Below are 23,356 nucleotides of genomic sequence, written 5' to 3' on the forward strand. Positions count from 1 at the left end.
GTGTTTGTCTATTCAACCAGTCGGCGGATCCACCGGCATCGGCGGGGTGGTTACGGTCTGTACAGGGCTCTGATTCCCCCAAATGTCCAACTGGAACAACTTGTAGGTGGTCCCCCAGTTAAGCCAAACCGTCGCCGGCGAAGCACCGGACCAAACCAAAGCCCCGTCAATCGACCCCTCCCGCAGCTCGGCTTGCGCCAGGTCCGTATCGCTCGATGGCGTGATCGAGATTTGCGGTGCTGCTGGATCTCCCACCTGCGCATACGTGTAGCCGACCGACGGCGGCGCTGGATTATTCGCCACGAACGACGTGTCCAGCGAGGCCTGGTTATCGCTGTTCACGGCGCGTGCGATGAATGTGATCGATGGAGAGATCGCCCCCCAATTGGCAGAGTCCTCATAGCTCCAGTCAAAACTGAAGCCCGGGATAGAAAACTGCCGGCGCTTGACCCCGCCGGTCCAGACCTCGATCTCGTGGTACGCCACGTAGGACTGCGCGGCGATATCCACCTGCACCGATCGCCCAATGAACGGCGTGCGCAGCACCATGGTCGGCGAGCCGGGCACATAGTTCAGGTCGGTGATGGTCCCAGACCACACCGACCACGGCCCTGGTGCTGCCGACCCGATGGCACGCACACGGACCTTCACCGCACCCGGCGAGACCTGCGCCGTGAGCTGAGGGACCGCGGCATCGCCCAGAAAGACCCAGGATGCCCCGCCGTCGCGACTTACCTGGAACTCATAACGCTGCGCGTTGCGGGCGGCCGTGGCGGTAATGGAAACCGTGCCAGACCACACCGTGCGCACACTGACCGCCTGGATCACGGGTGCGGTATTGTTGCCAGGCAGCAGCGACGGATTCGGCGGCGGGGGAACAGCGCCCCCCTGCTCTGCCGTATGCACGCTGTCGRCCGCGTTCACCACCGTGATCTCCACCTCCAGATCGTTCTTCGGGGATACGGCGGTCACCAGGCAATCCAGCGCGACCCGATCCACCGGCCCGAAGGCGAAAATGGTGGGCTCCTCGCTCGTGCCGTCCGAGATATAGATTGCATCCCGCTGCGACTGCGTCAGCCCCTGCAGCACCACCTCAGTACCCACACTTCCTTCCGTCACGGTGTATGGCCCATCCATCGAGCCGTCGCGCCGACGCAGCGCAATCTGATAGGTCGCGCCGGCCTCGATGACCATCGACTCGGACAGGCTAAGCACACCGCTCAAGTGGTCATAGCCCAACACCACCCCGGAAAAGCCCCAGGCCGGCACGTCGTGACTTACGGCCACCAGGTCCCCATACTGCGGAATATGCCCGTCCAGCTCGGTCGAGAACGTGATGAAGCGACGACGATCCCGGTGACTGGCCGCCATGTACATGCCCTCCCGCCACGCATGGCTGCGGTTGGTGCAACCGAACAGTTTTACCCGCTCCGGCTTCAGCTTAGCGCTCCCGGTCAACGCACAATCTACCTCCGCGGCCTTCCAGGTGATGTCATCGATGTACTCGACGATCACGTAGTCCGGGGAATCGAAGTCATGCAACACATAGTCAGCGCTCCAGGATCCCTTGATGATGTTCTGCGGCGAGAACATCGCCTTACGCACCGTTTGCGGCTGATCCCGCACCACACCGATCACGCCGGCGTAGTACATCGGCAGGGCACGCCCCACGCGGGCCACGCTGGTCGCCGCCTCCCACACCGTGACGGAGCTGTCGAACACCCCATTGAACGTGTCGCCGCGGGTCCCCCAGATGAATGACAGTTGCCGCAAGCCCTCCAGGTCCAGCCTGGAATCTGGCAGACCGCGCCCATAGTCTGTATTGCGGAAGATGTCAGCCAACGCCCACGCCGGGTCCTGCGTCATCTGAGGCGCACTCCATGCCGTGCCATCCCAGATCGGCAGCATGCGCGTCGCAATCACGCCGAGCTGCCGAGCCGTCTGCGCATTCAGGTTGTTCGTCGCCCGGATGCGCGTGGCGATCATCGTCACATTTCCATAGACGCGCTGGCTCGGGTTGTAGCCGCGCAGGCCAGACCAGACGAGCGTATTGCCGGCCCGCGAATCCAGGTCCTTGTTATTGGTGCGTCGCATCCTGACATCACAGCGTGCACCGCCGAGGATCGGCCAGCGATAGGAGCGCACCTGCGGGGTATTCGTCGCCATCGTGATGGTGTCGCTGCCCAACAGAAACCAGTCCCCGGCTGGCGCGCCATTGATCAGCAGCCGCGCCTCCACATCGAAGCTGATCGTGCGCGCATCCAGCCCGCCGCTGTTGTTGGCATAGAACAGGCCGTTCGGCAGCGAGATGTCGATGCCGATGAAGTTGATCCCCGTGCCCGCCGAGTTCGAGACAAACGGACCGACAAAGCCGGAGCCAGCCTCGTTCGGCCCCTTCAGCTCCAACCCGGTCACGGCCGCAGAGGTCTCCACGTTATCGGGAAACAAGGTGACCGCAGCCCCCGGAGGGATGATCTCGTATTGCGCCTCATCAAAAACTGCGATGTTCGACTCGCCGATCAAAACCTTTTCAATGAAGCACTGGCCCTGCGTGACCACAAACAACTGATACAGATACTGCTCGTTGCCGATGTACTCGGTATAGGGCTGCGCCGCGAAGTCAGGCACCACCTTATGGCGACCGTACAGCACCGGGATAGCCGATAGCAGCCGAGCAGAATTGCCCTGCGCCCCGATCCCATAGGTGGGACTAGCCTGCTGCCCTTGCTGCCCCAGGCCGAGATTCGGCTTAGGTGGCGGCAGGATCGCGTTGACCAGCAGGCTTCCCGCAATCATGACGCCGGCGGTAATCATTGCGCCACCTACTGTTCCGGCGCCAACACCCCAGGCGGCAGGAGCCAGATATGGCGCATAGATTGAGATCACGACTACCGCGATCATGGCAATAATCTGCAGCGGATTAGAGCCTCCACCGCCATCCTTCGGTACCGCCACCACGGCCAGCAGGTCACCATCTTCAATGCAGCGCTTCCAATCGCGCTGCAGGAGCGGCTCCCCGTTCAGCAAGACGAAGAAGGGCGAGGACAGGCGAATCGTGCCATCTCCGGCTCGGCACGCCAGGCCCCGGCGCTGCAGCAGGGTCATGATGCGGTTACGCCGCCGGATCACCGCGACCTGGCGGCCTAGTTGCGGCCGGAACGGGTTAGTTATTTGGATCAGGGTTGCGTGCATGGATCTCGAAATATTGTGTGCGGCCGTAGCCAGACATGTTGAGCCGAGCGCTGGGCGTCCAGACGACCCCAGCACCTTGCTGCGCGTGCAGGACACCGCCGCCCTCCACCTCCAGCCACGTCCCCACATGCGGATGCATGCCGGCGCGCATCAGCGCCGGCGCGCCGTGCACGGGCCGCGGGATGATCACCCACTCGCCAGATGCCCGCCGCTGCTCATAGGCCGCGTATGACGCCTTAGCGTCGCCCATCTGTAGGTCAGGCATCTCGCGCCCAAAATGCGCGCGCTGCACGAAGATCAGTAGCCCCCAGCAGTCGAAGGCATCAGGCCCGCGCCCACCGGAGCAATATGGCAGCTCGACATACCGGTTGATGTCATCGGCCGTCATCGCAGCAGACCCGGGAAGTCGGCCGGGTTATAGACGCGGCCCGGGAATGGCCAGTTATGCACGTCATTCAGCGTGGCGGTACCGGCCACCTTGAACACATCGACGGTAACGCGCGACAGGACCATATTGGGCGGCGGGTTCATCTGCGGGCCGGAGGGATCCGATACCAGGTAGGGGCGATAAGTCGTCTGGATGGGATCCGACTGCTGGTATGCCCGCTCGATCGCTGCCGTGATCGAGCGGTCGACGTTATCCACGACGATCTTCAATGTCGGCACCTTGCCTTCAGCCAGGGCCGGCAGAGTGAAGTCGAAGGGCACCGCGAGGAAGGTCACGAGCTGGCCAGCGTTCATTGGCGCACCCGCCTCCAGGTAAGCAGCGAAGTCCAGGCGATCCCGGCAGATCCGGATAGCCGTCGGGTTGCCATCGTCATCCACAAACGAGGGATGGCGGATCTCCAGCGTATCGATGATCACCTCGGATACTGGCGCCGAGGCATAGGCCTCGGCCAGCGCCTGCTTGATCGTCGTCATACTGCACCCCACGAATCTGGGCTGCGAAGCGTGCCGTGAACGAACTGATTCATCGCCTGATCAATCTGCACAATATCCGCCCCCTCATACTGCACCATCACCGCATACTGCTCAGCGGCGAGCCTTGGCATGTCCACCGCCTCCACCTGCATCGTCACTTCCCAATGCTGCGGGTCGACCTGTGTCGGCGTGTACCCATCGGAGATGCAGCGCACGCGGATTAACTGCGGCCCGGTGCCGCTGGTGGCGATCGTGTCGAACCACGACGCACCCTGCAGCAGATCGTTGTCCCAGAAGTACTCGAAGACCGCCAGCTGCTCCTGTAGGAACAGCCACTTCAGGTTGATCTGCGCAGGGGCCCGGCGGAACCGGCGGCGCGAACGTGCGACACCGCTGTCCATCTCAGTACGCGCCGTCGTGGTCTTCTGGGTGTAGCTGTAGCCGCTGGACAGCGGCACCGGCAACGTACCGGGCCATACTGGAACTACCGCCATTTATCGCCTCCCTACCCGGTTGAGCCCATAGCCTCGCTCCATTGCCGTCGAGATCTGGTTACCCCCGGAAATGATGTCGCCGGCGATGGCCTTCTTGATGCTGTCCACGAACACCATGAGATCCAGCCCCTTGCCGTTGCGCTGCTGCTGGACCTGCCCGGCCTTGGCCGAGTCCTCTACTAGCGACACATTCACGTTGATGTCTCCACCACTAAGGACCTGATTTGACAACGCATTTCCCGAAGATGTAGGTACGAAGGGACTAGGAGCGGCATCGCCAACGTAACCGCCAGTCGCGTATCGGCTGGCCGAGCCAACGCCCCTCCCACCATTGATCGCCTCGAGCAGGCCCCGATACTTCGCCGTGGCATCGGCATTGACAACAAACTCGCCATCCGAAAGCCAGGCGGCAATGCTGTCGCTCGTCGACGTGCCAGGCCCAGACACCGCGCCACCGCCGGCCAGGAAAACCCCTGTCGTCTGCGCGCCCCCGAATGCGCCGGATACCCCCTGGATCGAGCCATTGAAGTTCGTCGCCGAGCCGGCGCCGGCGCCGAATGCGCTGCCCAGCATCCCAACGAGGCCAGCTACTGCCTGCTTCATCTGGATCCGTGCGATCTCGGCGATCATGCTATCGGCCAAGCTCTTGAAGTTGAGTTTTCCGGTCGTCACGAAATTAGCCAGCGCGTTCTCCATGCCCTGCGCCATGCTTGTCACCACGTTGGCAGTCTGCGCGGCCATGTTGCGGGCCGAATCGACATAATTGGCAATCGCCGACGTGGCGCCATTGGTCCAGTCCGCCTGCTTGGCCTTGAGCTCGGCGTAGTAGTCGCTGTAGTCCTGCAGCGACTGCTGCAGGCCTGCCTTGATATCGGCCTGACCCTGCAGGTAGGCGTCTGAGTTTCGCGCCTCCGGCTTCGTGGCCTTCTCCAGCTGCCACTGCATGCGCTCGTATTCCTTCGTGAGCGTCTTGACAGCCTCGGCCTGCTTCTGTGCGTCCGCACCCTTGCCGAAGGCGTCCAGCTCCCGTCCGTAGTTGTCGCGGTGGTTTGTCTGGATGTCCTTCATGTGCTCGCTGATCTGCCGCGAGCGCTCCTCGACCTTGGCGATCTCTTCCTTCAGCTTGAGCGCCTTTTCCGTCTCGACGTTCTGCTTGAGCTGGGCCTTGATCGCATCCTGGTTGGCCAGTAGGCTTTGCTGCTCGGCGGTCAGGATGGACTTACCCTTGAGATCCGCGATCTTCTGCAAGAACTCGGCCTGCTGCTTCTGCGCCTGCGTCAGCTTGTCGTTCGACGCCAGCGCGGCGCGATCTGCCGCCTCCTGGTCGCGCAGCTGCTGCAGGAACTTGGTGGCAGCGTCATCCTGGTACGCCTTTGCCTTCGGCCCCTTCGGATCTTTGTACTTATCGTTGATCGCGGCGACACGCCGGTTGTATTCGTCGGCCGCCATGCCCACCGTTTCGGCGTCGCGCTTGAGCTGGTCGATCTCATCCTTGCGCTGAGCGGCGCGGCTGCGCGTGGCCTGCTTCTGCGCGTCAAGCCGCACCTGCGCCGACACCATAGCGTCCTGGCGCTTCTGGGCGTCTGCTGCCACCTGCTGCTGGTTGGAGGCATCCTCCAGCGGCTTGGCCTGCGCCTGCAGCTGCTGCAACTCGTCACGCAGACGGCTCAGCTGGGCAGCGCGGCCGCGTGCGCCGGCACCGAACGCCGCGCCGTTGCCGTTATTGGCGAATCCGCCGTCGCCCTCGATGCTGGCGATTTGGTTCTGCGTTGCCGTGATCTTGCTGCGGATCTCGTCGAGCGTGGCGGCCCGGCCCAGGCCGAGCATGGCATCCCAGGCCGAGGTCGCAGCACCCTTGACCGCGTTCCAGGCACGCTCCATGTAACCAAGGTTTGCGATGACCTTGTCGGCCCGCTCCTTCATCTTGTCGGCCAGTGCCTGCTGCGCCACCGCCGTGGCCTGTTCCTTCTTCCCCTCCTCCTCAAGGGCCGCGATCTGCTCATAGACCGCATGGGTGAGGTAGTGGTACTGCTCGTTGAGCTTGACGGAGGCCTTGACCGGCTCATCCGCCAACTGAACGAACTTCGCGACCGTGTCGTCGACGGCCGCGCCTGTTGCCTTGTGCATGGCCTGGGCAGCCATCCCAATGCTCTGCATCTGCTCGCCGGCGACCTTACCGGTCTCCGCCAGCTTGACCAGCGTTTCGGCGGCCTGGCTCTGCGTGCCAATCGAGCGGCTCATGCTGGCCGCCATGGTTGCCAGCTGGTCCGACGTCTTGCCGGCATGGCCACCCGTCATGACCAGTGCTTCGCTGTATGCGCGAGACTCACCCGCGCCCCTGGACATCACAAAGCCCAGCGAGGCAGCCGCCACCGCGGCGAGACTGAACGGATTGACCAGCGACGCGAGATACGTGCCCATGGCGCGCATCGCGGGCCCGATGCCGCCGAACATGTCCTTGAGCTGGCCACCCTGCTGAATCAGGACCGTCATCGGATTCGCGCCACCCTGCAGCTGCGTCACGATATCGGTCATCTGGGCTGGCACCATGCGCATAGCAGCTGCAGTCTGCTTGGCCGAGATGCCAGTGGCGTTCATGGCATCGCTGATCTTATGCATGCCACCGGCTGCCGCCTCGGCCGCCTTCAGCTTCTCGATGTAGGCTGAGACGGAATCGGTCACGCCGAGCTGGGCCGCCTTTTGCTCGAGCAGCTGCGCCCGTGTCTTGCCGACCGTCTCAGCCATGCGGGAGGCCTGGGAGACAAATGCCGCGATCTGGCGCGCGCTGGCGTCAGCTCCGTTCTTCGCCGCCTCGGTGATCGCGGCCTGCGCAGCTTGCGTGCGGCGGGCGGCCGCTTCCTGCGCCTCGATAAAGGTCGCGGCGCTGCGACGGGCCTTGTCCATCTCGGCGGAATACCCGGAGGCATCCGCCGTGACGCGCACCACGGTGTCATTTGCCACTTGTCGCTTCCTTCACTTTAGTCTGGATAACTTCGTTGACCGCCTCTGCCGCGGCCCGCTTTTTCGCCTCGAACGCGGGCCGCAGGAAGGGCTTGGCGGCCATCTTCGAGGTGCCGTATTCGACGAAGCGCCCGTAGTACGCTTCCCTCGACCAGGTCACCAGGTAGGACGAGATACGCCCCGGCACCGAAACCTCGTCGTCATAGGCAATCAGAAGGTGATCGCGCAGGAAGCCGGGCGGGTGCTTGCCCTGCTTACCCTCGTAGATGCCCAGGTCGATCGGCGCGCGCAGCTTCACCTCGGCGAACACCACGCGAGCGCCCGCCACCGCCGCCTGGCGCAACACCGACTCACTAGCGACATCGTCGAGCGCACGCAGCGCATCGGTCAGCGACTGCGCGTTCTCCATTTCAAACGACTTTGCCATTAGGCCCTCCCTGGGAACATCGTCGAATCGAGCAGCCTGGAGTGCGCCTCCGGATCTGCCATGATGGCTGCCATCGCCGCATCTCCTTCTTCCGCGACATGCTGGTGGTGATCATTCCAGGGCATGAAATCGAGTACACCGAACGGCTTTGGCGCGGCCTTTGTGTTCCGATTGATGTTGGCCAGCATCGAGGTGACGGCACCGGCGCGGAGATCGTCGTAGTGGCTACCCCACGGTTCCAACTCGTAGAAGGCCATCCACCGGACGAACTCCGCGCTGGTGATCTCCGCCTGCGCCTGCCCTACTGACTTGCCAAGAGCGAGGGCGAGGCGGTGCCAGAATCGCTGCTCGGGGCAGCATCGGAGTTTTTTTTCGCCTCCTCCACCGCCTGCGACCCCAAGCCGTTGAGGCGCATGGAGACGGCAACCAGCCGATCAAGAACGGGCTGGCTCTTGTCGCGCAGCGCCTCGACGTCGGCCTCGGTGAACATCGGCTGCCCAGCCTCGTCCACGACGGCAGCGACCAGCACACGCGCCTGGAACTCACTGTAGGCGGCCTTGCCATCGCCCTGCAGCGCGATGAACTTGTCGCGAGCCCGGCCCGACATCACGGCGACACGAACGCTACCACCCCACTCCGGCACGAGGACGTCCTCGGTGGTGATGTCTGCGGCTGCCAGAATGGCGTCTTTCGTCAGGATCGTCATATCAGGCATCCACCACGTCGCCAGAGATCCGCAGGGTCACGCTGGCCGACTTCACCAGCTGGTCGACCCCACCCTCAATCGGGGAGTTCTTGACGTACGCATTGAAAGTGCGCGTCTTGCCGTTGGGCAGCGTGAATTTGATCGGCTTCAGCGCGGCCGCGCGTTTTGCCGCATCCAGCGCCTGCTGACCAGCATCGGCGAAGTCCTTGTGCACGTCGAAAGTGAATTGCCCCCAGTCCTGCAGCCCCTGCTTGACCTCTTTGGCGGTCGACTTGAGGTTCGTGGCATCGAGCTCAGCCGCCTGGCCGTCGAACCCCTTGAAGGTCGTGACGTTACCGATCTCGGTCCAGGCCACCGGCGTGGCGGTACCCGCCCCCGCGGTAATGGTCTTGCCAGTGGTGTCCACGTCGACCGCGAAGGTATTGTCGGTCTTGCTCTTGACGACCAGAACCTGGCCGTTCAGGAGCGGGGCGTCGACGCCGGCCAGAGCAGCGAGCGTCACGACATCGCCGTTGGAAAGGCCATGGGCTGCAGAAGTGAGGATCGTCGGACTGGCGGCTACGATCGCGGTGATGGTCTTGCCGGGACCGTTGCCGGTACCGATCTGCAGGGTCGTGCCCTGCGCAGGAATAGCAGAGGAAGTCATGGGATTGCCCTTAAAAGAAAAATACCCGCTCGCAGCGGGTGATTGGGGAAAAAGGATGGCCGCAGTTGGCAGCCGGGTTGTCTCTACGGGTTAAACCAGATGCTGAAATCCTGCCGCGAGCCGTACAGCTTCGTAGCTGGCTCCGGCGTATCGACAGGAGCACCGATTGACACCGCACGGATCGGTGGCGCAACCAATATCGCAATGGCCGAATTCATGAGTCTGAGCGCCTCAGCTTCGGTGTCAGACCAGACATTTACCTGAATGCGCGCGTTTCGTATCACTGGGCCGTCATCGCCCAGTACGTTGACGGACTGCCCTCCTGCCCCGACATAGGTGATGTATGGACGCGCGACACCGGCCTGAGCAACGCCTGGATAGATCCTCCCGCCTACCAGACCACCCAACGCGGCGGCAACGACCTCATGCGCACTAGCCATGGTTTAGCCCCTCCTCCGCTTGCAGCGTCACGACGCGGTTGCGCTCGTCTTCGTTCAGGCCGGCATGGATGTCGAATACCCGGTTGCGATACTTCACCCGCATCGCGGCCACCGCTTGCGGATTCGCCAGCTCAGCCCGATAGCGCACGGTGATCGTGTGCGTCACCGACGACTGCACCGCCGCCGCCGCAATCAGCTCCCGCCCGCTCAGCGGAGAAATCTCGCCCCAGCAGGTGAAGAGGTCGGCCCAGATATTCAGCTCCTGCCCAAGCTCATCCTGCGTCGTAGACTTGACCTGGAACGTCAGCCGCTTGCGCAGATTGCCGCTGCGCACCAGATAGCTATTCATTCCTGACATGTCAGAACTCGTAGGTCTTGTAGCCGTCCAGCAGACGGTCTACGTATGGCAGCGGCTCGATCTTGCCGCGGCTCATGATGGCCACTTCCTCCCGGTTTTCGTAGAGGGCGGCCAACCGCAGCTTCAGCCAGGCCTTCAGGCCCTCCGGAATCACACCGACGAAGCTCTGGTCATTGCCAGGGCTGGTCAGTGCGATCGGTGCGCCGCCGGCGGTGGCCGCCAGCTGGTAAGTGCCTGGCGCCACCACGTTCGCCACGTAGTAGTCGGTATCCGGCTGCAGCGGCGCAGGAAGCGCGGGACTGTCCGGCAGATGCAGGCCGTTGGAAAGGCGCACCACATCACCTGCAGACAGCGGCGTCCAGCCAGGCGCGAATACTGTGCCGGCAGCGAAGTCCGCCTTCATCGGTGCGGCCCAGCCGGCATCGAATGTCACCCACACGGCGCCGATCTGCGGCAACGGAACCGGCCAGATCTTCCCGAAGACCGGCGTGATACGGACCGGGTCCGACGAGTAGTCGACCGTGTAGTCGCCAGCCGGCATCGTCTGCACGGCGCCGGCCATGTCCAGATACTGGATCGACATGACCTGAAGGACCGGCCCGCGCTGCAGGTAGATCGCATGCCCGGGCAGGGTGAACGGCCGGCCACAGGGAATGCCGATGAGGGACGGGCCCGGGAAGCTGTCCATGACCTGCTTCCAGCGCGCCGCCACCATCTGCTTGTGCGTCAGGCCTTCGGCGTAGTCGCGCGCGGCGGCGATGAGCGCGCCAATCAGCGTGTCGTCGTCAGCGATATCGACACGCAGGTGCAGCTTGGCCTCAGCCAGGCTGACTGGCAATGCCGTGGGCGGCGTAATCAGTTGCAGGGGCATAGAAAAAGAGGCGCCCGTGGGCGCCCTCTCCAGTTCAGGTGGTCAGGGTCGCAATCAGCCGACGATCTGCTTCACGGACGCCACATTGGCATCCGATGCCGGCGCGAAACGTGGGGTGAAGCCGAGCAGCAACGCAGCCGTGAAGCTGGCAGCCGCGCCGACCGTGACCGATAGCTGAACGTAGCCGAAGCCGCCTTCGACATCGAGCTGCTGGGGGTCGAGATTGATCTCGGCCTGCACGTTGTCGCCGGTGGCCTTGACGATTTGGGCAATAGCCGCGCCGGCCACATCCTTGGCGCCGGTACCGCCGGCGTCCTTGGCTTGCTGGAATTTGGCGTCGACGGTCGCCGCCGCGCCCAGCACGCCGGTTTGAATCAGGCCCAGCAGTTTGTTGAAGTTGGCCGCAGGTACCCAGCCGGAGGTCAGCGCGCCGACAGCCTGGCTCGACGGGGCAACGACGCCCAGAATGGCCACCTGCTCGGAGGCCTTGATATTCGGAATCATGGTGTTTCCTCAAATGGGATGGTGAGGGATACGACCCAGGGAGACTTTCTCCCCAGGCAATGGTGGATCAGCGAGCGCCGAGCTGGATGAACGGCGACAGGGTGCTGCTACCCTTGGCCTGCGCGATCGGGTTGGCGATCTTGGGCTGACCATCCACGCGGAAGATGGCGCGGAAGGCAGTCGCATCGGCGTCGAAGTACAGATGCATCGAGGTAGCGGTTTGGACGCCGCCCGCCTTGGTGATGGTGCGGTAGTACGACAGGTCGACCAGCGAGATGTCGCCTTGCGAACTGAATGCGGCTGCGTGCTGACTCACGAGGATCGGTCGGCCCATCAGCGTGCCGTATGGCGAACCCTGTGCACCAGCCGACACCGGAAGGTAGATCGGGTAGTTGCCCAGAGTCAGACCGAACAGAGACGGCAGCGCATCCGGCGTGATAAGCCAATACGACTTCGGGAAGCTGCCCGGGGGCAGGCGCGCGATCATCTTGGTGATGTTCGCAAGCACCACGGTTTGCGCGGCCTGGCCTGCTTCCTTTCCGACGACCACAGCAGCCGAACCACTGAACGCGCCGACCGGCTGACCGGCGCCCGAGCCGAACAGCACGGCCTCGTCGGTCTTCCAGCGGATCGAGCGCGCCAGCAGGCCGGGCAGGTACGAACCCAGCGCATTGGCATCTTCCAGCAGCTCGTCGGTAACCGGCGTCAGCCCCATGAGCTTGTGCAGGCGCATGGTGGTGGTGCCCAGCTTCGGCTTGGAGGCGTTGGCTTGCGTGGCCTCGGCTTGCCAGTAGGCGCGCACGCCATCGGTGCCCCAGGGCGTGGTTTCATCCTTCGGGAAGGTCATGCCGTTGCCGCCGACCTCGGTGCCATCTGTCATCGGCAGCAGCGCGTCGCCTTCCAGGGACAGGGTGAAGATGTCGCTGGAGAATGCAGGCGGGATCAGAAAGCCGCCGTCGGCGCCAGAGCCCTCATTGGCGTAGGTGCCGGCACCAGGGGCAGCAGCACCGATCACCAGGCGCTGATCGAGGCTGCCATTGCGCTGGCTTCCTTGGCGCACGGCCATGGCGAACTCGCCGAAGGACTTGAAGCCGCGGGCCTGGTCGTTCTCGCCGTTGTCGGTCACCGTGATGTGAGCGCCGTCCGGGATCACCACGCCGGCCGAGCGCTCGGCTTCGATAAGGGCCTCCTCGCGCTGGATGGCAGCGCTGCAGCGATCAAGCGCTGCCTTCTCGGCATTGAACGAGGCATCCTCGTCATCGGTCAGGTCGCGGCCTTCGGCGGCCGCCTTGTCGGTAATGGCGCGCATGGCGCCAACGTGCTTGGCTTTGCGAGCCATCAGCTCGCGGAGTTGCTTGGACATATAGGCTCCAGAAACGAAAAAACCCGCCAGAGCGGGTGATAGGTTGTGGTGTACCGCGCGGTCTTCGGACCGCACGCAGCAAGCCAAAGGGCCTACTGCGCTTGGGCTGGCACTAGCCCATGATTGCGAGTTCGCGCTGTGCGCGGGCCAGGCGGCTGGCGGCCGGCTTCGACGAACGAATGTTGCGCTGCATGCGCGCCACTACCTCGTCGAACGTCGCAATGCCGTCCACCATCTTCTCGGCCACAGCCTGTTCGGCACCGAGCACGCGCCCCTGCCCCATGCCGTTGCGTACCTGGTCGATGCCGACCTTGCGACCCTTCGCGACCGCCTTGGTGAACGCGCCGTAGTAGTCATCCACGCGCGACTGCATGAAGCTCTGCGCCTCGGCGTCGAGCGGCTGATAGGGGTTGCCCTCCACCTTGAACTTGCCGGCAGAGATCAGTGTGACGTTGACGCCCTGCTCGGCCAGCGCCTTGCTCCAGTCCTGGTGGGCCTGCCACACGCCGATTGAGCCGACTTGCCCACCTGGTGTGACGTAGAACTCGGATGCCGCTGTTCCGAGCCAGTAGGCGGCGCTCGCGGCCAGGCTATTGGCCACGGCGATCACCGGCTTCTGGGCCCGGGAGACCTCCGAAGCCACTTCCTGAAGGCCGTAGACCGAACCACCGGGGCTATCGATGTCGAGCAGCACCTGTGCGACCGTGTCATCGGCCATGGCATCGGCCAGGGCAGCGCTGATCTGCTGCGTGCTGGTACCCCCTTCGCAGATGTCGATCTGGCTGGCGCGCTGCACGATGGCGCCATAGACCGGGATCACGGCGATCGCACCGGAGCGGGCATTATTGCGGCGCGGAGCCGCTGCAATGCGCTGCGGCGAATCCATGTACTCCGGCCCCTCTTCCTCACCGGCGCGCGGCGCCGCATATTGGCGGGCCAGCATGGAAGCATAGGCAGCCATCCGCTCGGGCATCAGGGCCCACGGCGTGGCCAGGCACCATGCGATGAATCGTTCGTGTTTCATATTTCCCCTTTCAGCGCCAAGCGCGTGAGTTTCACGAGCGCGGCATCGTAGATGTCACGCTCTTCGCGGCCCTTCCGGATAGGGTCTCTGCTACGCGCATCACAGTACTGATGAGCAGCATCTGCAGATACGCCGAGCGCCGCCGCCACGAAGGCTGCATGAGCACTCATGGCGGCCGCACACGACGCTGGCCAGTCGCCCGACTTGAATGCCGCCATAAGCACAGCAGTCTCTTTCCGCGCTACACGCTCGGCAGCAGATGTGGACAGCGCTGCCAGCCGCGCCTCGGCGTCGTCTGCCGGCGCCTGCGGCTCTTGCGCCGGCGGCTTGGCAGTTGCACTCGTTTCCAGGTCCTCGGCGTTGCTCTCCTCGACCATATTCAGCGGGCGCAGCGGCTCGTCGAGGCCGGGCAGCGGCTCTTTGTTTTCACTTGCCCTGGCCTCGTTCCGAGTCATCCAGCCATCCATAATGCCGTTGTGGTAGAACATCCCCCGCGCCTGCTGATCCCCGCGCAGCAGGGCGGCGAAGTCGTGTTCCACCTCGATATCCTTGTCCTCCTCGAGCAGGAGATTGGTTTCAATTGACGACTCCCACCGCTCGGCCCAGGGCGTCATAGAGTGGATGACAAAGTCCAGGCTCTGCTGCTCGATGTTGCTAAACGTGGCCTTCGACAGGTCACCGACCAAGTGCGGCGGCACGCGAAATATCCGGGCGATATCGCTGACCTGATACTGCCGAGCCTCGAGGAACTGGCTGTCCTTGTTCGTCAGGCCCAGCTCGTGGAACTTCATGCCCAGCTCGAGCACGGCGATCTTCCCGCGATTCAAGCCAGTCTGCGCCGCCTGGAACGATTCGCGGAACGTGTCGCGCGCCCCCTTGTCTTTGAAGCTGCCCGGGAACTCGATCCAGCCGCCGCCCGGCTTGGCATCGTTCTGGAAGAACCGGGCGCCGTAGTCCTGCGCCRCCAAGCCCAGACCGACCGCCTCGCGTGCGATCTCGATCGGATTCATGCCGACGATGCCATCGCCAGACAACCCTCGGATGTGCCACAGCTCGCCACGGACAAAGACTTGCTCCTTACCGAAGCGGTCAATGTAGCGATACCGATAATCGAATTCGCCGCCTTTCTCCAGCAACTCGATCTTGATCCGGTCTGGATGCAGCGGGATCAGGTCGGTGATATTGCCGCGGCGGTTCGTGAGGATCTGGTTGAAGGCATTCCCGCGCATGGCGAGGTGGCCTTGCATCATCTCCCGCCATTCAAACGGCGTTTGCCACTTGTTGGGCCGGCGGCACAGCAGGTCATAGAGCCAGTGCTTTTCCACCGGCGTCTTCTTACTACCGCTCTTGCGATACAGACGCAGCGGCAGCATGGCGAATGATTCCGCCAGGACGCGCACGCAGGCATACACAACCGGCAGATGCAGTGCGCGGTCCGGCGAAACTCGCATGCCGGACGCCGTCCGCGTGGTGACCGGCTCAAACCAGAAATCGCCATAGGGCGACCTATCGCCGTCGGCTTTGATGCGCGAGATGAACATCAGTCGGCGTCCTTATCGTCCGGCTTGGCCGAGACATAGATGCCCGCCATGCGGGCGACGATCAGTACGAGCGCCAGCATCAGCAGCCCGGCGAAGATCAAGCCAGCGCCAGCGTTCAGCAGGCAGCCGCCGGCCAGCACCAGCAACCACCCAAGCAACAGGCAAACGTTAAAGAGGCGTGCGTTCATATCGTCATTAGTTCGTAGTCGTCACCGATCACCGGCACCTGGTCGGCGAGCGCCATTGCACGCCCCAGCGCCATGATCGCGGCGACTGGGCCGTCGATCTTGTTTTCGGGCCGTTCCTTGTTCGGGTAAATGTTGTCTTTCTTATCGACGTGGCAGACCACGTTGCTGATCATCCAGGTCATCACCGGGTCGCCGTTGTGCTCAATCTCGCCCTTCAGCACCAGCGCCTCCAGCTGCTTCATCGGCTCGCTGAAATTGAGCACCGTCGGCCGCATCTCAGTCATGGGCACACCCTGACTGATCAGGTGCCCAGACAGCTGGGTCGCCTGGAACGGGTCATATGGCACCTCGGTTACCGAGAACATGGCGCAATCGTCCAGGACGCCCTGCTCGATCTCGTCGTAGTCGGTGACCTCGCCGTCCGTGACCTCGAGGAGGCCGCTCCGGCGCCAGCCGTCAAACTGGCTGTTGGTGCTGTTCTCGATCGCGCGCTCCGGCAGGTAGTACTTGCCGAACAGAGCCCACTTCCGGCGCTCGCCCTGCGGTGGAAACAGCAACACCTTTGCGGCGATATCGACCTTGCTGGCCAAGTCGAGCGCGACATAGCATTCCAGGCCGCGGAAGTCCTCCAGCAGCATGGCTGGGTTCGCGCAACGATCCCAGGCGCGCATGTCCATCCAGGCCGAGTCCGCATTGACCCAGACGTTCAGGCGCTTGGTGAGAAAGTTGGCCACCGCCGACGACATCGACATCGCCTTGCGGCAGGCCATCTCCATGTCGTCCACCAGCACCGAGACCCCGAGATTCGGGTTCGCCTTGACCCAGACCGCCGGATCGGTCCAGTCGTCGCCCTCGTCGAGGGTGAAGATGATCCCGAAGAAGGTCTCATCCACCACCGTGCCCTCCAGCACCTTCGTCACGTGGATCCGCTGCTCGTAGCAGATGCCACTGCGGTCGGTGCCGGCGGTGGTGATCATCCACAGCAGCGACTGGTCGCGTGCCCCGGTCGCGGAGTCGATCACATCGAACACATCGCGCGTCTTGTGCGCGTGTAGCTCGTCGATGATGCCGCCGTGGATGTTCAAGCCATCCAGCGTGCTGCCCTCGGAGGAGAGCGGCACGAACTTGCAGGCCTCCTCCTCGATGATCATCTGGTGCTGCAACACCTCAATGCCAAGCGCCTCGCACATCTCCGGCTCGCGCAGCGCCATCCGGCGCGCGTCGTCGAACACGATGCGCGCCTGGTCGCGGGTGGTGGCCGCGCTGTAGACCTCGGCGCCCGGCTCGTTGTCCGCACCGAACAGGTAGAGGGCGATGCCAGATGACTTCGCCGACTTGCCATTCTTGCGCGCGACCTCTTCGTAGGCCCGGCGGTACCGCCGCAGATCCGCGTCCACGCGTAACCAGCCGAACACAGTGGTCAGGATGAACACCTGCCACGGCTCCAGGATGATGCGCTGCTTGGTGCGCGCCCATCGGCCCTTGGTATGCGGCAGCATCTCGATGAAGTGGCAGATGCGCTCGGCCGCCTCCGCATCGAAGCGGAACGGAAACGCCGGGTCGCCCTCTTCTGCCCTGGCCAGGTCACGCTGCTGCCGCTCGCATGCCAGGCGCACCCACTTGCATGCAACGACGTTGCCCGCCAGGACGTCGGCCACGTACTGGTTGGCAACGTCGATGTAGGTCATTTCTGGAACCGCCCCCACCCTGCAGCTGCCGGTGCTTCCAGGCCCGGTAGCTGCGGCTGATTGCTTGACGGCGTAATGCGCGCACGCTGCGATGGCGACATGCCGAAATGCCCGGCATAGCGCGCGACTGCCTCGGCCTGTGCACGGATCAGGTTGACCAGCGCGGCCTGCTGCGTGAAGCCCTTGGGCGTGACGTCGTAGAAGCAGTACTCCACCGCGGCTTCGTAAGACATGCCGTGATCCCGCACGCGGGTCTCGATCTTGGCATTCATGGCCGCCTCGAGCTCGGCCATGCGCCCCCAGGCCTGGCAGTACAGCGCCAGCAGCGATCGATCCATGCGCGCGATCAGCCCCTCCTCCACCAGGAGCGGCGTGATGCGCTTCCATTCCTTGCGCGCCTCACGACTGAGGTGCTTCGGCATGTCCGGCACTTCCACCAGCGGGTTCACGCCGTCGGCCAGATTCATCGGCCGCTTACCCGGGTTGCCTCGGATCAATCTGAGATTGGTCGGTGTCGGTTGTGGTCCTCGTTTGCCCATATCACTGTGGGAGGCATAGCACCCCCCCTCCAAAACCTGCGCACACAAAAAAAGCCCGGGACGCACGGATCGGAGCCGGGGCGGCCCAGACTTTTGCCACCCCCTCCCCTCCATCGCCTTCACGAGCATCAAGCGCCGCTTTTTCGGCTGGTTTGTGCGCTGCACGCCTCATTTGTGAGCACCGCCGACGCGGGCGCGGCCTGCAGGTCTGCCCACCGCAGGTCAACGACTGGCCTCATCACCAGGAAGGAACGCACCACATGGAGCGCATTGAACATTTCATTCACACCCCTGGCGGCATCCCGATCACGATGCTCCCTGTCGAACTGGAGATCATGGGAGCGATCACGCCTGAACTTAGCCATGCCGTGGAGCGCATCCACATGCCGAAGCGCCCACTCAGGCAGGCCTCGCTTTACTGCCTTGCGCCTTGCCCGAAGGAACGTGCGCTCGATATCGCTGTAGCTCATCGCGTCATCCTCCGACCTTATTGCCGAAGCCACCGTCCTGCCGAGCCGTCTTGGCCGAGTGGCACGATGCGCAGAGGCCCTGGTGATTGCTTGGATCGTCGTTCGTTGAGTCGCCGTCGATGTGATCCACCACGGTTGCCGCTGTCACACGATGCCGCTTCTTGCACTCAGCACAGAGCGGATCACGGCGCAGCACGCCCTCACGAATACGCCGCCAGGCTGTGCTGTTGGTGGGCAGCGCCCGTTTGCTCTGCCGCGCCTTGGCGCGCGCCGTGTTGTCCCACTGTCTCGCATCCGCCTGGTGCGCAGCACAGTAGCCTGGCAACTCGATGCGCCGGCCGCAGCCTGCATGGCGACAGATTGATGCAGCGCGCGCCGGCATCAGCTCGATGCCGGCATCGCGCCTGGGCAACCTGGGTCATCCGCGTCGTCATCGGCCACCATGCCGCGAATGCCAGCACTGATCAGCCCGCAGAGCATCAAGAGCGCAGCCAGCACCACGTGCTCCATCGACGCGAAGAAGGCGATGCGCGCCACAGCCATCAGCGCTCGCCACCAGCTGCCCCGCTTTCGCCAGACCTCCCAGCGGCTGTCGCGCCTCCCGTGCACATCCGCAGCAAGGACAACCAGGAAGACGAACAACAGCAGCGGCAGGGCCACGGCTCCGAGCACCCAGTAACCGACCAGCAGCACGTTGCCCGCCGCCTGGTAGCCAAGCACGTACGCCACTGCCAGCGCGATCGCGATCACGTCGAGCGCCAACTCTCGAAAGGTCTTCATTGGAACACTCCAAAAAGGCAGGCCGGCACGAACGGGGAGAACGTGCCGGCCTATCGGGAAAGGCCCACCAATGCGGGCCAGGGAGGAAAAAGAAGATCGGGCCGATGCCATTGCACCGGCCCGACGGAAGCCTGCCGAGCGACCCCCCGTACGCCGAGCAGGAAGGAGACAACCTTGCCGGTTACGCATCCGGCGACGTTGCGGCGTCCGCTTGTAGTCACCCCAGGGAGGCGCGCATCGCCTCAGTTTTGCCCTCGTGGGTCTGGTCCTGGCCGATTTCTTTAATACTCGCTCGGCAAGCGAACCCTCGGCTTTCGTGCAGGGATACGCGCTGTACGGGGCTGCCCCTAGCTATCCGTCATTTTTGGGGCACCAGGCCTTCGCCCAAACACCCCACCACATGAAGCATGCGATCGGAAGAAACATGGCGGGCTCCAATGAAAAAGCCCGACTCGGGGTTACCGGTCGGGCTTGGTTTCTGCTGCACACAACGAGATCACAGCGTAGCGGAAATGTACCAGCAAATTTCAGGATTTCAAGATCACGCGCAAGGGGGGCGTCCTAACGTTCTGATTCTCAAGGCAATATTTGACGCCAGCCAAAAGCATCTGTTTGCGCCTGGTGACCATGGTCTCGCTGGTCGACAATTCCTCCGCTGCCTCACGTCCGCTGAGACGAACCGCGTAGAGCAGCTCGGCCACACGCTGCAGGTCCCGCGGCTGCTTCTTGACCGCCAAGTCGGTCTCCTGCGCCTTACCAGGCAGCTCCGGCACATGCGAGAACGCATTCGATGAACGCACCTCCGAAATGTTGAGGCAGCTGCCGCCCCAGCCGAGGCTGAGATAGCCGGAGCCCACCATCATCGCCGTGCCCCACTCCTCCAGGCGCTCGATCACCCATCCATCGGAGACACTGCGTATCACTCGCGCAACCTTACCGTTTGCCATGCCCAGCCCTCCCTCCAACGATGGTGCGCATCCGCGCAAATTCTCGCTCGGCCGCCGTAGCGTCCGAAGGCATGTTGTCGACCTCGGCCACGCCAGGGATAGGCAGCAAGTGTTCGCGCACGGCCACCGACCACAGCGCCTCCCAGCGTGATCGCGCCTCAGGCCATGCGCCGGTCAGCACCTGGTCGACGCCAAAGCGCACCGCCGTCCAGAACACGGCGCGCGAACTCCAGCGATCGCGCTTGACGGCACGCATCTGCAGCTGCTCGACCGCCTCGGCATAGGCAATCTCTGCACTCCGCTCAGCCGCCGTCATTGCCGGCCCCGCCCTTTCATGGACTGGAGCAGCTCACCAGATGTCATAACCGGCTTGCCCTTGATGTTGCTCTCATACCAGGCCGCGTCTGCCGCCGCCTGATTGGCCAGCCGGATGCGCTCCCGCTCACGCGCGGCCTCCACATCCTCAGCGTAGTGCGTCTCCCAGGCCTCGCCACACTCTTTCGCATTCCGCAACAATGAATTGAAGTACGGCCAAGGCTTCCCGACCACCCCCGCCTTCATAGCGCCGTGCCATTCGTCTAAAACGCGCTGCGCGAGCGTTTTGCTCAGCGGCGCTGTCGATTGAGCGATGTAGGCCCGCTGCCGCTTCGTGATGCCGGTCGGCCAGTCCAGATGCGGCTCCCAGGTGAGCGCCGGCTCCGAACCCTCCTCCTCTGTAAGCCGGGCCGGAGGCCGATCCCCACCGCCTTGGATGGTCTGCTGTCGTTCCTCTGAGAGCCCCTGTGCTTCTGCATCGATGGGTGTTTCGTCGCAGTTAAGAGTGTTGCCTTCCTCCTGCGCCGCAGGCGCGGGAGGGTTGATCGCTTTGCCATCCTCCTCGGGCCGAAGGCCTGAGGGGGTAGGGGGAGTAGGGTTTAAGGTATTACCGGACTCCTGATGTGTGGCGGCCTCGCCTTTTTTGCCTTCTGTGGACAAGTGCCGTGAAGCCTTTGCCGGCTTGGGCTTGGCTGGCTTCATCAACTGTATCGACTTCGTATTGGCCTGTTTTTGATCGCAGTTATCCCTATCAGCGAGGGGGCAGACAAACACCAGGTCATACGGGCCGCCCAACTTGCGCAGCAGGCCGAGCTGCTGCAGGCGCGTCAGCATGCGCTGGAGCTTGGACTTGTCGTGAGCAAGGAACCGCACGCCAGACCGTGCGGCGCGCTCTGTCCACTCCTTCAGCGCCTGGTAGGAGATGCGCACGCCTGGGCGCCGGCCCACCACGCCCGTCTTGAAATCCATCCGGGGCCGGATGGCGCCCACATAGAGCTGGAACAGGTCCGCGCCCTCACCCATCAGCGCGTCGAGCTCTGCGTCATTGATACGGAATGCGGGCATCAGACCTTCTCCTCGCGACGAGGATCGAGGAGCTGCCACACGTGGCCATGCTCCCACTGACGATAGTGGCTGCCGCGGGGCGGGAACGGATTGGTATCGTTCCCCTTGCCCTGCGCGGCAGCCGCACGCCCTGCGGCGCGCAGCGACTCGATCGATTGGATTGGTAGGTCCATGGAAGTCCTTACGGCCGCGCGCTGGCGGCAGCACAGAGAAAATCGAAGGTGGCGACGAAGGCCGCCGAGTTGTATGGCCCGGCTTCTGCGCGGCAGACATTCACCGCAGCCATGACTTCGGCCCGGTACGCCGCGCGTGCGGCCTCGTCCGGCATTTGCGTCCACCGCTCCCGGCAGATCTCAGCCAGCGCTGACATCTGGCCCGCGGTCGCAAAGACCCAGAACACACTGGACAACGGCCAAAAGCCCAGCAGGTGCCGAGCAAAGGTATCGAGGCCGCGCAGGCCCTTGTCGTCGGCAATCCCGCAGGCGTGACGCCTGGCACAGCACATCTGCACCGGACGCCGGCATGTAAGGCCCGAGGCTACGCGGGTTGACTTGCAGCAGGTCATATCCTGCCGAAAGACGATCTCCATCTTCACCGGGCGGGCACCTGGTCGAAGGCACACAGGTCTTCCCAGACGTGGCCGAGATCCGCGTTACCGTCATACGTGGCAATCATGTGCTGGCGCGCCCGGTCGACGCGGAGCTGCACCGCATATTCGGGTGAGCTGGAGCCGATCAGGCGGAAGGTGCGCCCGCGGCCATCCCGCATAGCGAACACGCCGAACGGCTCGCCGCCGCGCAGGATGCGCTTCTTGATCTTGTCGAATGCCGTGTTGAGCTCACGCGTTGTCAGCGGCTTACGCTGACGCAGCACAACCCTGCTACGCATGGGAGCGCCGGCCACCGAGGGGGCGGCCGGCGAAGGATTGGCTCGGATCATTGGGCGTTCGCCCCATCCCGCTGCGCGGCAACGTCAACCTCGTTGGTCAACTCCATCACAGCCTGCATGACATCGAGCGCTTCCTTGTGGATTCGCTGGCGCTCGTCGGCACTAATGCACCCGTCGGCCGTATCGGCTGTGACTTCCGCCACCAACTCGGCAAATTCGCGCGACACTTGGCTCAGCCTTGCGAGGACATCGCGGCCAGTGGCGGTGGCCGCCGGCGGCTCAATAGCCACCAAGCCGTGACGCCAACACATCGCCTGCAGCGGCACCTTGGCACCCTTTAGCCCGGCTTCTTCGCACAACTCGACAACCAATGAGTACTCCTCGGCGTTAAGGGAGTGCGTGGCGATATTCGGACGGAGTTTGTTGCGCAAGACATTGGGCGAAACCGCTTTGCCCTGTCGGCGACCCATAGCGTGCGCAAGCGCATCGATGCTGCCAGGGTACCGACGCGCGAGGCTGTAAAGCGCCTCGTGCTGGTCGATGTCGGAATATTCGTGCGTCACGGTAAACCCCCGGTGATTTGGCCGTTTCATTTTGGGCAACGGCCATCTAATCTTCGATTCAAACGCGGCACTATCGACCGCGACTCAGGGAGAAATACGATGTTCCAACCCAAGCCAAAATTCATGCGCTCGCTCACCCCGACCGAACGCAAAGCCATCGCTCGGAGCGCCGCACTGCGTCGCAAGCCCCGCCTCGCTAGTCCTCCCCGTCCGTTGGCGGAGGTGGCTTCAATTCCGGCCAGATTTCCAGCCAGTCCACTCGAAGTGCCTGCCGCGTGACCACAGCGCCCGACAGCCTCTCGATCTGCACGCAGCGTTTAATGGGCGGCTTCACGCCACGCAACCACTGGGCGACCAGCGACTGCGTGACACCAAGCTGGTCCGCAAACTGTTTCTGCGTGATGCCGGCCGTGGCCAGGTAGGTTTTGAGATCCATAGAGCGAGATAGTAGAAGTTCTACTTCAT

The 23,356-nt window shown here is 63.6% G+C and carries 30 protein-coding genes; all 30 read right to left on the minus strand.

The features are described 5' to 3' along the window. Positions 1 to 12: 12 nt before the first annotated feature. Positions 13 to 3,192, minus strand: a complete 3,180-nt coding sequence (locus tag AB4061_RS15225) for a host specificity factor TipJ family phage tail protein (protein WP_441635090.1) — start codon at positions 3,190 to 3,192, stop codon at positions 13 to 15. Next, a complete protein-coding gene (locus AB4061_RS15230) occupies positions 3,164 to 3,580 on the minus strand; it encodes an NlpC/P60 family protein (protein ID WP_441635091.1) in 417 nt (138 codons plus the stop codon). Before AB4061_RS15230 ends, AB4061_RS15225 begins: the two co-directional genes overlap by 29 nt. Beyond that, entirely contained in the window at positions 3,577 to 4,113 is a 537-nt protein-coding gene (locus tag AB4061_RS15235) for a DUF1833 family protein (protein ID WP_441635093.1), read from the minus strand. The genes AB4061_RS15230 and AB4061_RS15235 overlap by 4 nt, the downstream gene beginning before the upstream one ends. After that, positions 4,110 to 4,607, minus strand: coding sequence for a hypothetical protein (locus tag AB4061_RS15240; protein ID WP_441635095.1), 498 nt, complete (start codon positions 4,605 to 4,607; stop codon positions 4,110 to 4,112). Before AB4061_RS15240 ends, AB4061_RS15235 begins: the two co-directional genes overlap by 4 nt. Continuing rightward, positions 4,608 to 7,568, minus strand: coding sequence for a phage tail tape measure protein (locus AB4061_RS15245; RefSeq protein ID WP_441635097.1), 2,961 nt, complete (start codon positions 7,566 to 7,568; stop codon positions 4,608 to 4,610). Further along, positions 7,558 to 7,995 carry an HK97-gp10 family putative phage morphogenesis protein gene (locus AB4061_RS15250; protein ID WP_441635099.1) on the minus strand — a complete coding sequence of 146 codons (438 nt, stop codon included), beginning with the start codon at positions 7,993 to 7,995 and terminating at the stop codon, positions 7,558 to 7,560. The genes AB4061_RS15245 and AB4061_RS15250 overlap by 11 nt, the downstream gene beginning before the upstream one ends. Further along, positions 7,995 to 8,279: a phage tail assembly protein T gene (locus tag AB4061_RS15255; RefSeq protein ID WP_441635240.1), complete on the minus strand. Its 285-nt coding sequence runs from the start codon at positions 8,277 to 8,279 to the stop codon at positions 7,995 to 7,997. Before AB4061_RS15255 ends, AB4061_RS15250 begins: the two co-directional genes overlap by 1 nt. A 17-nt stretch (positions 8,280 to 8,296) precedes the next feature. After that, the gene (locus tag AB4061_RS15260) at positions 8,297 to 8,701 is read right to left on the minus strand and encodes a hypothetical protein (protein ID WP_441635101.1); all 405 of its coding nucleotides are present in this window, start codon (positions 8,699 to 8,701) and stop codon (positions 8,297 to 8,299) included. A 1-nt stretch (position 8,702) separates the two neighbouring features. Next, the gene (locus AB4061_RS15265; RefSeq protein ID WP_441635103.1) at positions 8,703 to 9,347 is read right to left on the minus strand and encodes a phage tail tube protein; all 645 of its coding nucleotides are present in this window, start codon (positions 9,345 to 9,347) and stop codon (positions 8,703 to 8,705) included. Positions 9,348 to 9,430: 83 nt separating this feature from the next. Next, positions 9,431 to 9,787, minus strand: coding sequence for a DUF3168 domain-containing protein (locus tag AB4061_RS15270; protein ID WP_441635105.1), 357 nt, complete (start codon positions 9,785 to 9,787; stop codon positions 9,431 to 9,433). Next, positions 9,780 to 10,136, minus strand: a complete 357-nt coding sequence (locus tag AB4061_RS15275) for a phage head closure protein (protein ID WP_441635107.1) — start codon at positions 10,134 to 10,136, stop codon at positions 9,780 to 9,782. The genes AB4061_RS15270 and AB4061_RS15275 overlap by 8 nt, the downstream gene beginning before the upstream one ends. Before the next feature lie 10 nt (positions 10,137 to 10,146). Next, positions 10,147 to 11,016 (minus strand): head-tail connector protein, encoded by an 870-nt coding sequence (locus AB4061_RS15280; RefSeq protein ID WP_441635109.1) that lies wholly within the window; start codon positions 11,014 to 11,016, stop codon positions 10,147 to 10,149. Between the two features lie 54 nt (positions 11,017 to 11,070). Continuing rightward, complete coding sequence (locus tag AB4061_RS15285; RefSeq protein WP_441635111.1) at positions 11,071 to 11,520, minus strand: hypothetical protein; 450 nt, start codon at positions 11,518 to 11,520, stop codon at positions 11,071 to 11,073. Positions 11,521 to 11,587: 67 nt separating this feature from the next. Continuing rightward, on the minus strand, positions 11,588 to 12,883 hold the full coding sequence (locus tag AB4061_RS15290) for a phage major capsid protein (protein ID WP_441635112.1): 1,296 nt from the start codon (positions 12,881 to 12,883) through the stop codon (positions 11,588 to 11,590). A 112-nt stretch (positions 12,884 to 12,995) separates the two neighbouring features. Next, positions 12,996 to 13,907 (minus strand): S49 family peptidase, encoded by a 912-nt coding sequence (locus AB4061_RS15295; RefSeq protein WP_441635114.1) that lies wholly within the window; start codon positions 13,905 to 13,907, stop codon positions 12,996 to 12,998. Beyond that, positions 13,904 to 15,448: a phage portal protein gene (locus AB4061_RS15300; RefSeq protein WP_441635116.1), complete on the minus strand. Its 1,545-nt coding sequence runs from the start codon at positions 15,446 to 15,448 to the stop codon at positions 13,904 to 13,906. Before AB4061_RS15300 ends, AB4061_RS15295 begins: the two co-directional genes overlap by 4 nt. Next, positions 15,448 to 15,636, minus strand: coding sequence for a hypothetical protein (locus AB4061_RS15305; RefSeq protein ID WP_441635118.1), 189 nt, complete (start codon positions 15,634 to 15,636; stop codon positions 15,448 to 15,450). The genes AB4061_RS15300 and AB4061_RS15305 overlap by 1 nt, the downstream gene beginning before the upstream one ends. Then, the gene (locus AB4061_RS15310) at positions 15,633 to 17,324 is read right to left on the minus strand and encodes a terminase large subunit (RefSeq protein WP_441635120.1); all 1,692 of its coding nucleotides are present in this window, start codon (positions 17,322 to 17,324) and stop codon (positions 15,633 to 15,635) included. Before AB4061_RS15310 ends, AB4061_RS15305 begins: the two co-directional genes overlap by 4 nt. Further along, a complete protein-coding gene (locus AB4061_RS15315) occupies positions 17,321 to 17,791 on the minus strand; it encodes a phage terminase small subunit P27 family (protein ID WP_441635122.1) in 471 nt (156 codons plus the stop codon). Before AB4061_RS15315 ends, AB4061_RS15310 begins: the two co-directional genes overlap by 4 nt. A 200-nt stretch (positions 17,792 to 17,991) precedes the next feature. Further along, positions 17,992 to 18,333: a hypothetical protein gene (locus AB4061_RS15320; RefSeq protein ID WP_441635124.1), complete on the minus strand. Its 342-nt coding sequence runs from the start codon at positions 18,331 to 18,333 to the stop codon at positions 17,992 to 17,994. Positions 18,334 to 18,337: 4 nt separating this feature from the next. After that, on the minus strand, positions 18,338 to 18,715 hold the full coding sequence (locus AB4061_RS15325) for an HNH endonuclease signature motif containing protein (RefSeq protein ID WP_441635126.1): 378 nt from the start codon (positions 18,713 to 18,715) through the stop codon (positions 18,338 to 18,340). Continuing rightward, a complete protein-coding gene (locus AB4061_RS15330) occupies positions 18,715 to 19,113 on the minus strand; it encodes a hypothetical protein (RefSeq protein WP_441635128.1) in 399 nt (132 codons plus the stop codon). The genes AB4061_RS15325 and AB4061_RS15330 overlap by 1 nt, the downstream gene beginning before the upstream one ends. Positions 19,114 to 19,640: 527 nt before the next feature. Continuing rightward, positions 19,641 to 20,060, minus strand: coding sequence for a hypothetical protein (locus AB4061_RS15335; RefSeq protein ID WP_441635130.1), 420 nt, complete (start codon positions 20,058 to 20,060; stop codon positions 19,641 to 19,643). Next, entirely contained in the window at positions 20,047 to 20,376 is a 330-nt protein-coding gene (locus AB4061_RS15340) for a hypothetical protein (protein WP_441635131.1), read from the minus strand. The genes AB4061_RS15335 and AB4061_RS15340 overlap by 14 nt, the downstream gene beginning before the upstream one ends. Then, positions 20,373 to 21,440 (minus strand): hypothetical protein, encoded by a 1,068-nt coding sequence (locus AB4061_RS15345; protein WP_441635133.1) that lies wholly within the window; start codon positions 21,438 to 21,440, stop codon positions 20,373 to 20,375. The genes AB4061_RS15340 and AB4061_RS15345 overlap by 4 nt, the downstream gene beginning before the upstream one ends. Then, positions 21,440 to 21,613, minus strand: coding sequence for a hypothetical protein (locus AB4061_RS15350; RefSeq protein ID WP_441635135.1), 174 nt, complete (start codon positions 21,611 to 21,613; stop codon positions 21,440 to 21,442). Before AB4061_RS15350 ends, AB4061_RS15345 begins: the two co-directional genes overlap by 1 nt. Before the next feature lie 8 nt (positions 21,614 to 21,621). After that, positions 21,622 to 22,035, minus strand: a complete 414-nt coding sequence (locus tag AB4061_RS15355; protein WP_441635137.1) for a hypothetical protein — start codon at positions 22,033 to 22,035, stop codon at positions 21,622 to 21,624. Then, positions 22,032 to 22,328 carry a hypothetical protein gene (locus AB4061_RS15360; protein ID WP_441635139.1) on the minus strand — a complete coding sequence of 99 codons (297 nt, stop codon included), beginning with the start codon at positions 22,326 to 22,328 and terminating at the stop codon, positions 22,032 to 22,034. Before AB4061_RS15360 ends, AB4061_RS15355 begins: the two co-directional genes overlap by 4 nt. 47 nt (positions 22,329 to 22,375) lie before the next feature. Beyond that, positions 22,376 to 22,891 (minus strand): phage regulatory CII family protein, encoded by a 516-nt coding sequence (locus tag AB4061_RS15365; protein WP_441635141.1) that lies wholly within the window; start codon positions 22,889 to 22,891, stop codon positions 22,376 to 22,378. A gap of 196 nt (positions 22,892 to 23,087) precedes the next feature. Beyond that, positions 23,088 to 23,327, minus strand: a complete 240-nt coding sequence (locus tag AB4061_RS15370) for a transcriptional regulator (RefSeq protein WP_441635143.1) — start codon at positions 23,325 to 23,327, stop codon at positions 23,088 to 23,090. Between the last annotated feature and the right edge of the window lie 29 nt (positions 23,328 to 23,356).

Origin of the sequence: Cupriavidus sp. YAF13, from assembly GCF_052113425.1 — a bacterium.
In the GTDB taxonomy this organism is placed as follows: domain Bacteria; phylum Pseudomonadota; class Gammaproteobacteria; order Burkholderiales; family Burkholderiaceae; genus Cupriavidus.

Excerpts from the sequence above, each read along its gene's own strand:
- AB4061_RS15340 (WP_441635131.1), bottom strand. The coding sequence starts at position 20,376 with ATGACGGCGGCTGAGCGGAGTGCAGAGATTGCCTATGCCGAGGCGGTC.
- AB4061_RS15240 (WP_441635095.1), bottom strand. The coding sequence starts at position 4,607 with ATGGCGGTAGTTCCAGTATGGCCCGGTACGTTGCCGGTGCCGCTGTCC.
- AB4061_RS15265 (WP_441635103.1), bottom strand. The coding sequence starts at position 9,347 with ATGACTTCCTCTGCTATTCCTGCGCAGGGCACGACCCTGCAGATCGGT.
- AB4061_RS15370 (WP_441635143.1), bottom strand. The coding sequence starts at position 23,327 with ATGGATCTCAAAACCTACCTGGCCACGGCCGGCATCACGCAGAAACAG.
- AB4061_RS15325 (WP_441635126.1), bottom strand. The coding sequence starts at position 18,715 with ATGCCGGCGCGCGCTGCATCAATCTGTCGCCATGCAGGCTGCGGCCGG.
- AB4061_RS15335 (WP_441635130.1), bottom strand. The coding sequence starts at position 20,060 with ATGGCAAACGGTAAGGTTGCGCGAGTGATACGCAGTGTCTCCGATGGA.
- AB4061_RS15360 (WP_441635139.1), bottom strand. The coding sequence starts at position 22,328 with ATGCGTAGCAGGGTTGTGCTGCGTCAGCGTAAGCCGCTGACAACGCGT.
- AB4061_RS15310 (WP_441635120.1), bottom strand. The coding sequence starts at position 17,324 with ATGACCTACATCGACGTTGCCAACCAGTACGTGGCCGACGTCCTGGCG.
- AB4061_RS15290 (WP_441635112.1), bottom strand. The coding sequence starts at position 12,883 with ATGTCCAAGCAACTCCGCGAGCTGATGGCTCGCAAAGCCAAGCACGTT.
- AB4061_RS15315 (WP_441635122.1), bottom strand. The coding sequence starts at position 17,791 with ATGAATCTGGCCGACGGCGTGAACCCGCTGGTGGAAGTGCCGGACATG.
- AB4061_RS15285 (WP_441635111.1), bottom strand. The coding sequence starts at position 11,520 with ATGATTCCGAATATCAAGGCCTCCGAGCAGGTGGCCATTCTGGGCGTC.
- AB4061_RS15305 (WP_441635118.1), bottom strand. The coding sequence starts at position 15,636 with ATGAACGCACGCCTCTTTAACGTTTGCCTGTTGCTTGGGTGGTTGCTG.
- AB4061_RS15320 (WP_441635124.1), bottom strand. The coding sequence starts at position 18,333 with ATGAGCTACAGCGATATCGAGCGCACGTTCCTTCGGGCAAGGCGCAAG.
- AB4061_RS15230 (WP_441635091.1), bottom strand. The coding sequence starts at position 3,580 with ATGACGGCCGATGACATCAACCGGTATGTCGAGCTGCCATATTGCTCC.
- AB4061_RS15235 (WP_441635093.1), bottom strand. The coding sequence starts at position 4,113 with ATGACGACGATCAAGCAGGCGCTGGCCGAGGCCTATGCCTCGGCGCCA.
- AB4061_RS15295 (WP_441635114.1), bottom strand. The coding sequence starts at position 13,907 with ATGAAACACGAACGATTCATCGCATGGTGCCTGGCCACGCCGTGGGCC.
- AB4061_RS15345 (WP_441635133.1), bottom strand. The coding sequence starts at position 21,440 with ATGCCCGCATTCCGTATCAATGACGCAGAGCTCGACGCGCTGATGGGT.
- AB4061_RS15330 (WP_441635128.1), bottom strand. The coding sequence starts at position 19,113 with ATGAAGACCTTTCGAGAGTTGGCGCTCGACGTGATCGCGATCGCGCTG.
- AB4061_RS15280 (WP_441635109.1), bottom strand. The coding sequence starts at position 11,016 with ATGCCCCTGCAACTGATTACGCCGCCCACGGCATTGCCAGTCAGCCTG.
- AB4061_RS15260 (WP_441635101.1), bottom strand. The coding sequence starts at position 8,701 with ATGACGATCCTGACGAAAGACGCCATTCTGGCAGCCGCAGACATCACC.
- AB4061_RS15350 (WP_441635135.1), bottom strand. The coding sequence starts at position 21,613 with ATGGACCTACCAATCCAATCGATCGAGTCGCTGCGCGCCGCAGGGCGT.
- AB4061_RS15275 (WP_441635107.1), bottom strand. The coding sequence starts at position 10,136 with ATGAATAGCTATCTGGTGCGCAGCGGCAATCTGCGCAAGCGGCTGACG.
- AB4061_RS15250 (WP_441635099.1), bottom strand. The coding sequence starts at position 7,995 with ATGGCAAAGTCGTTTGAAATGGAGAACGCGCAGTCGCTGACCGATGCG.
- AB4061_RS15270 (WP_441635105.1), bottom strand. The coding sequence starts at position 9,787 with ATGGCTAGTGCGCATGAGGTCGTTGCCGCCGCGTTGGGTGGTCTGGTA.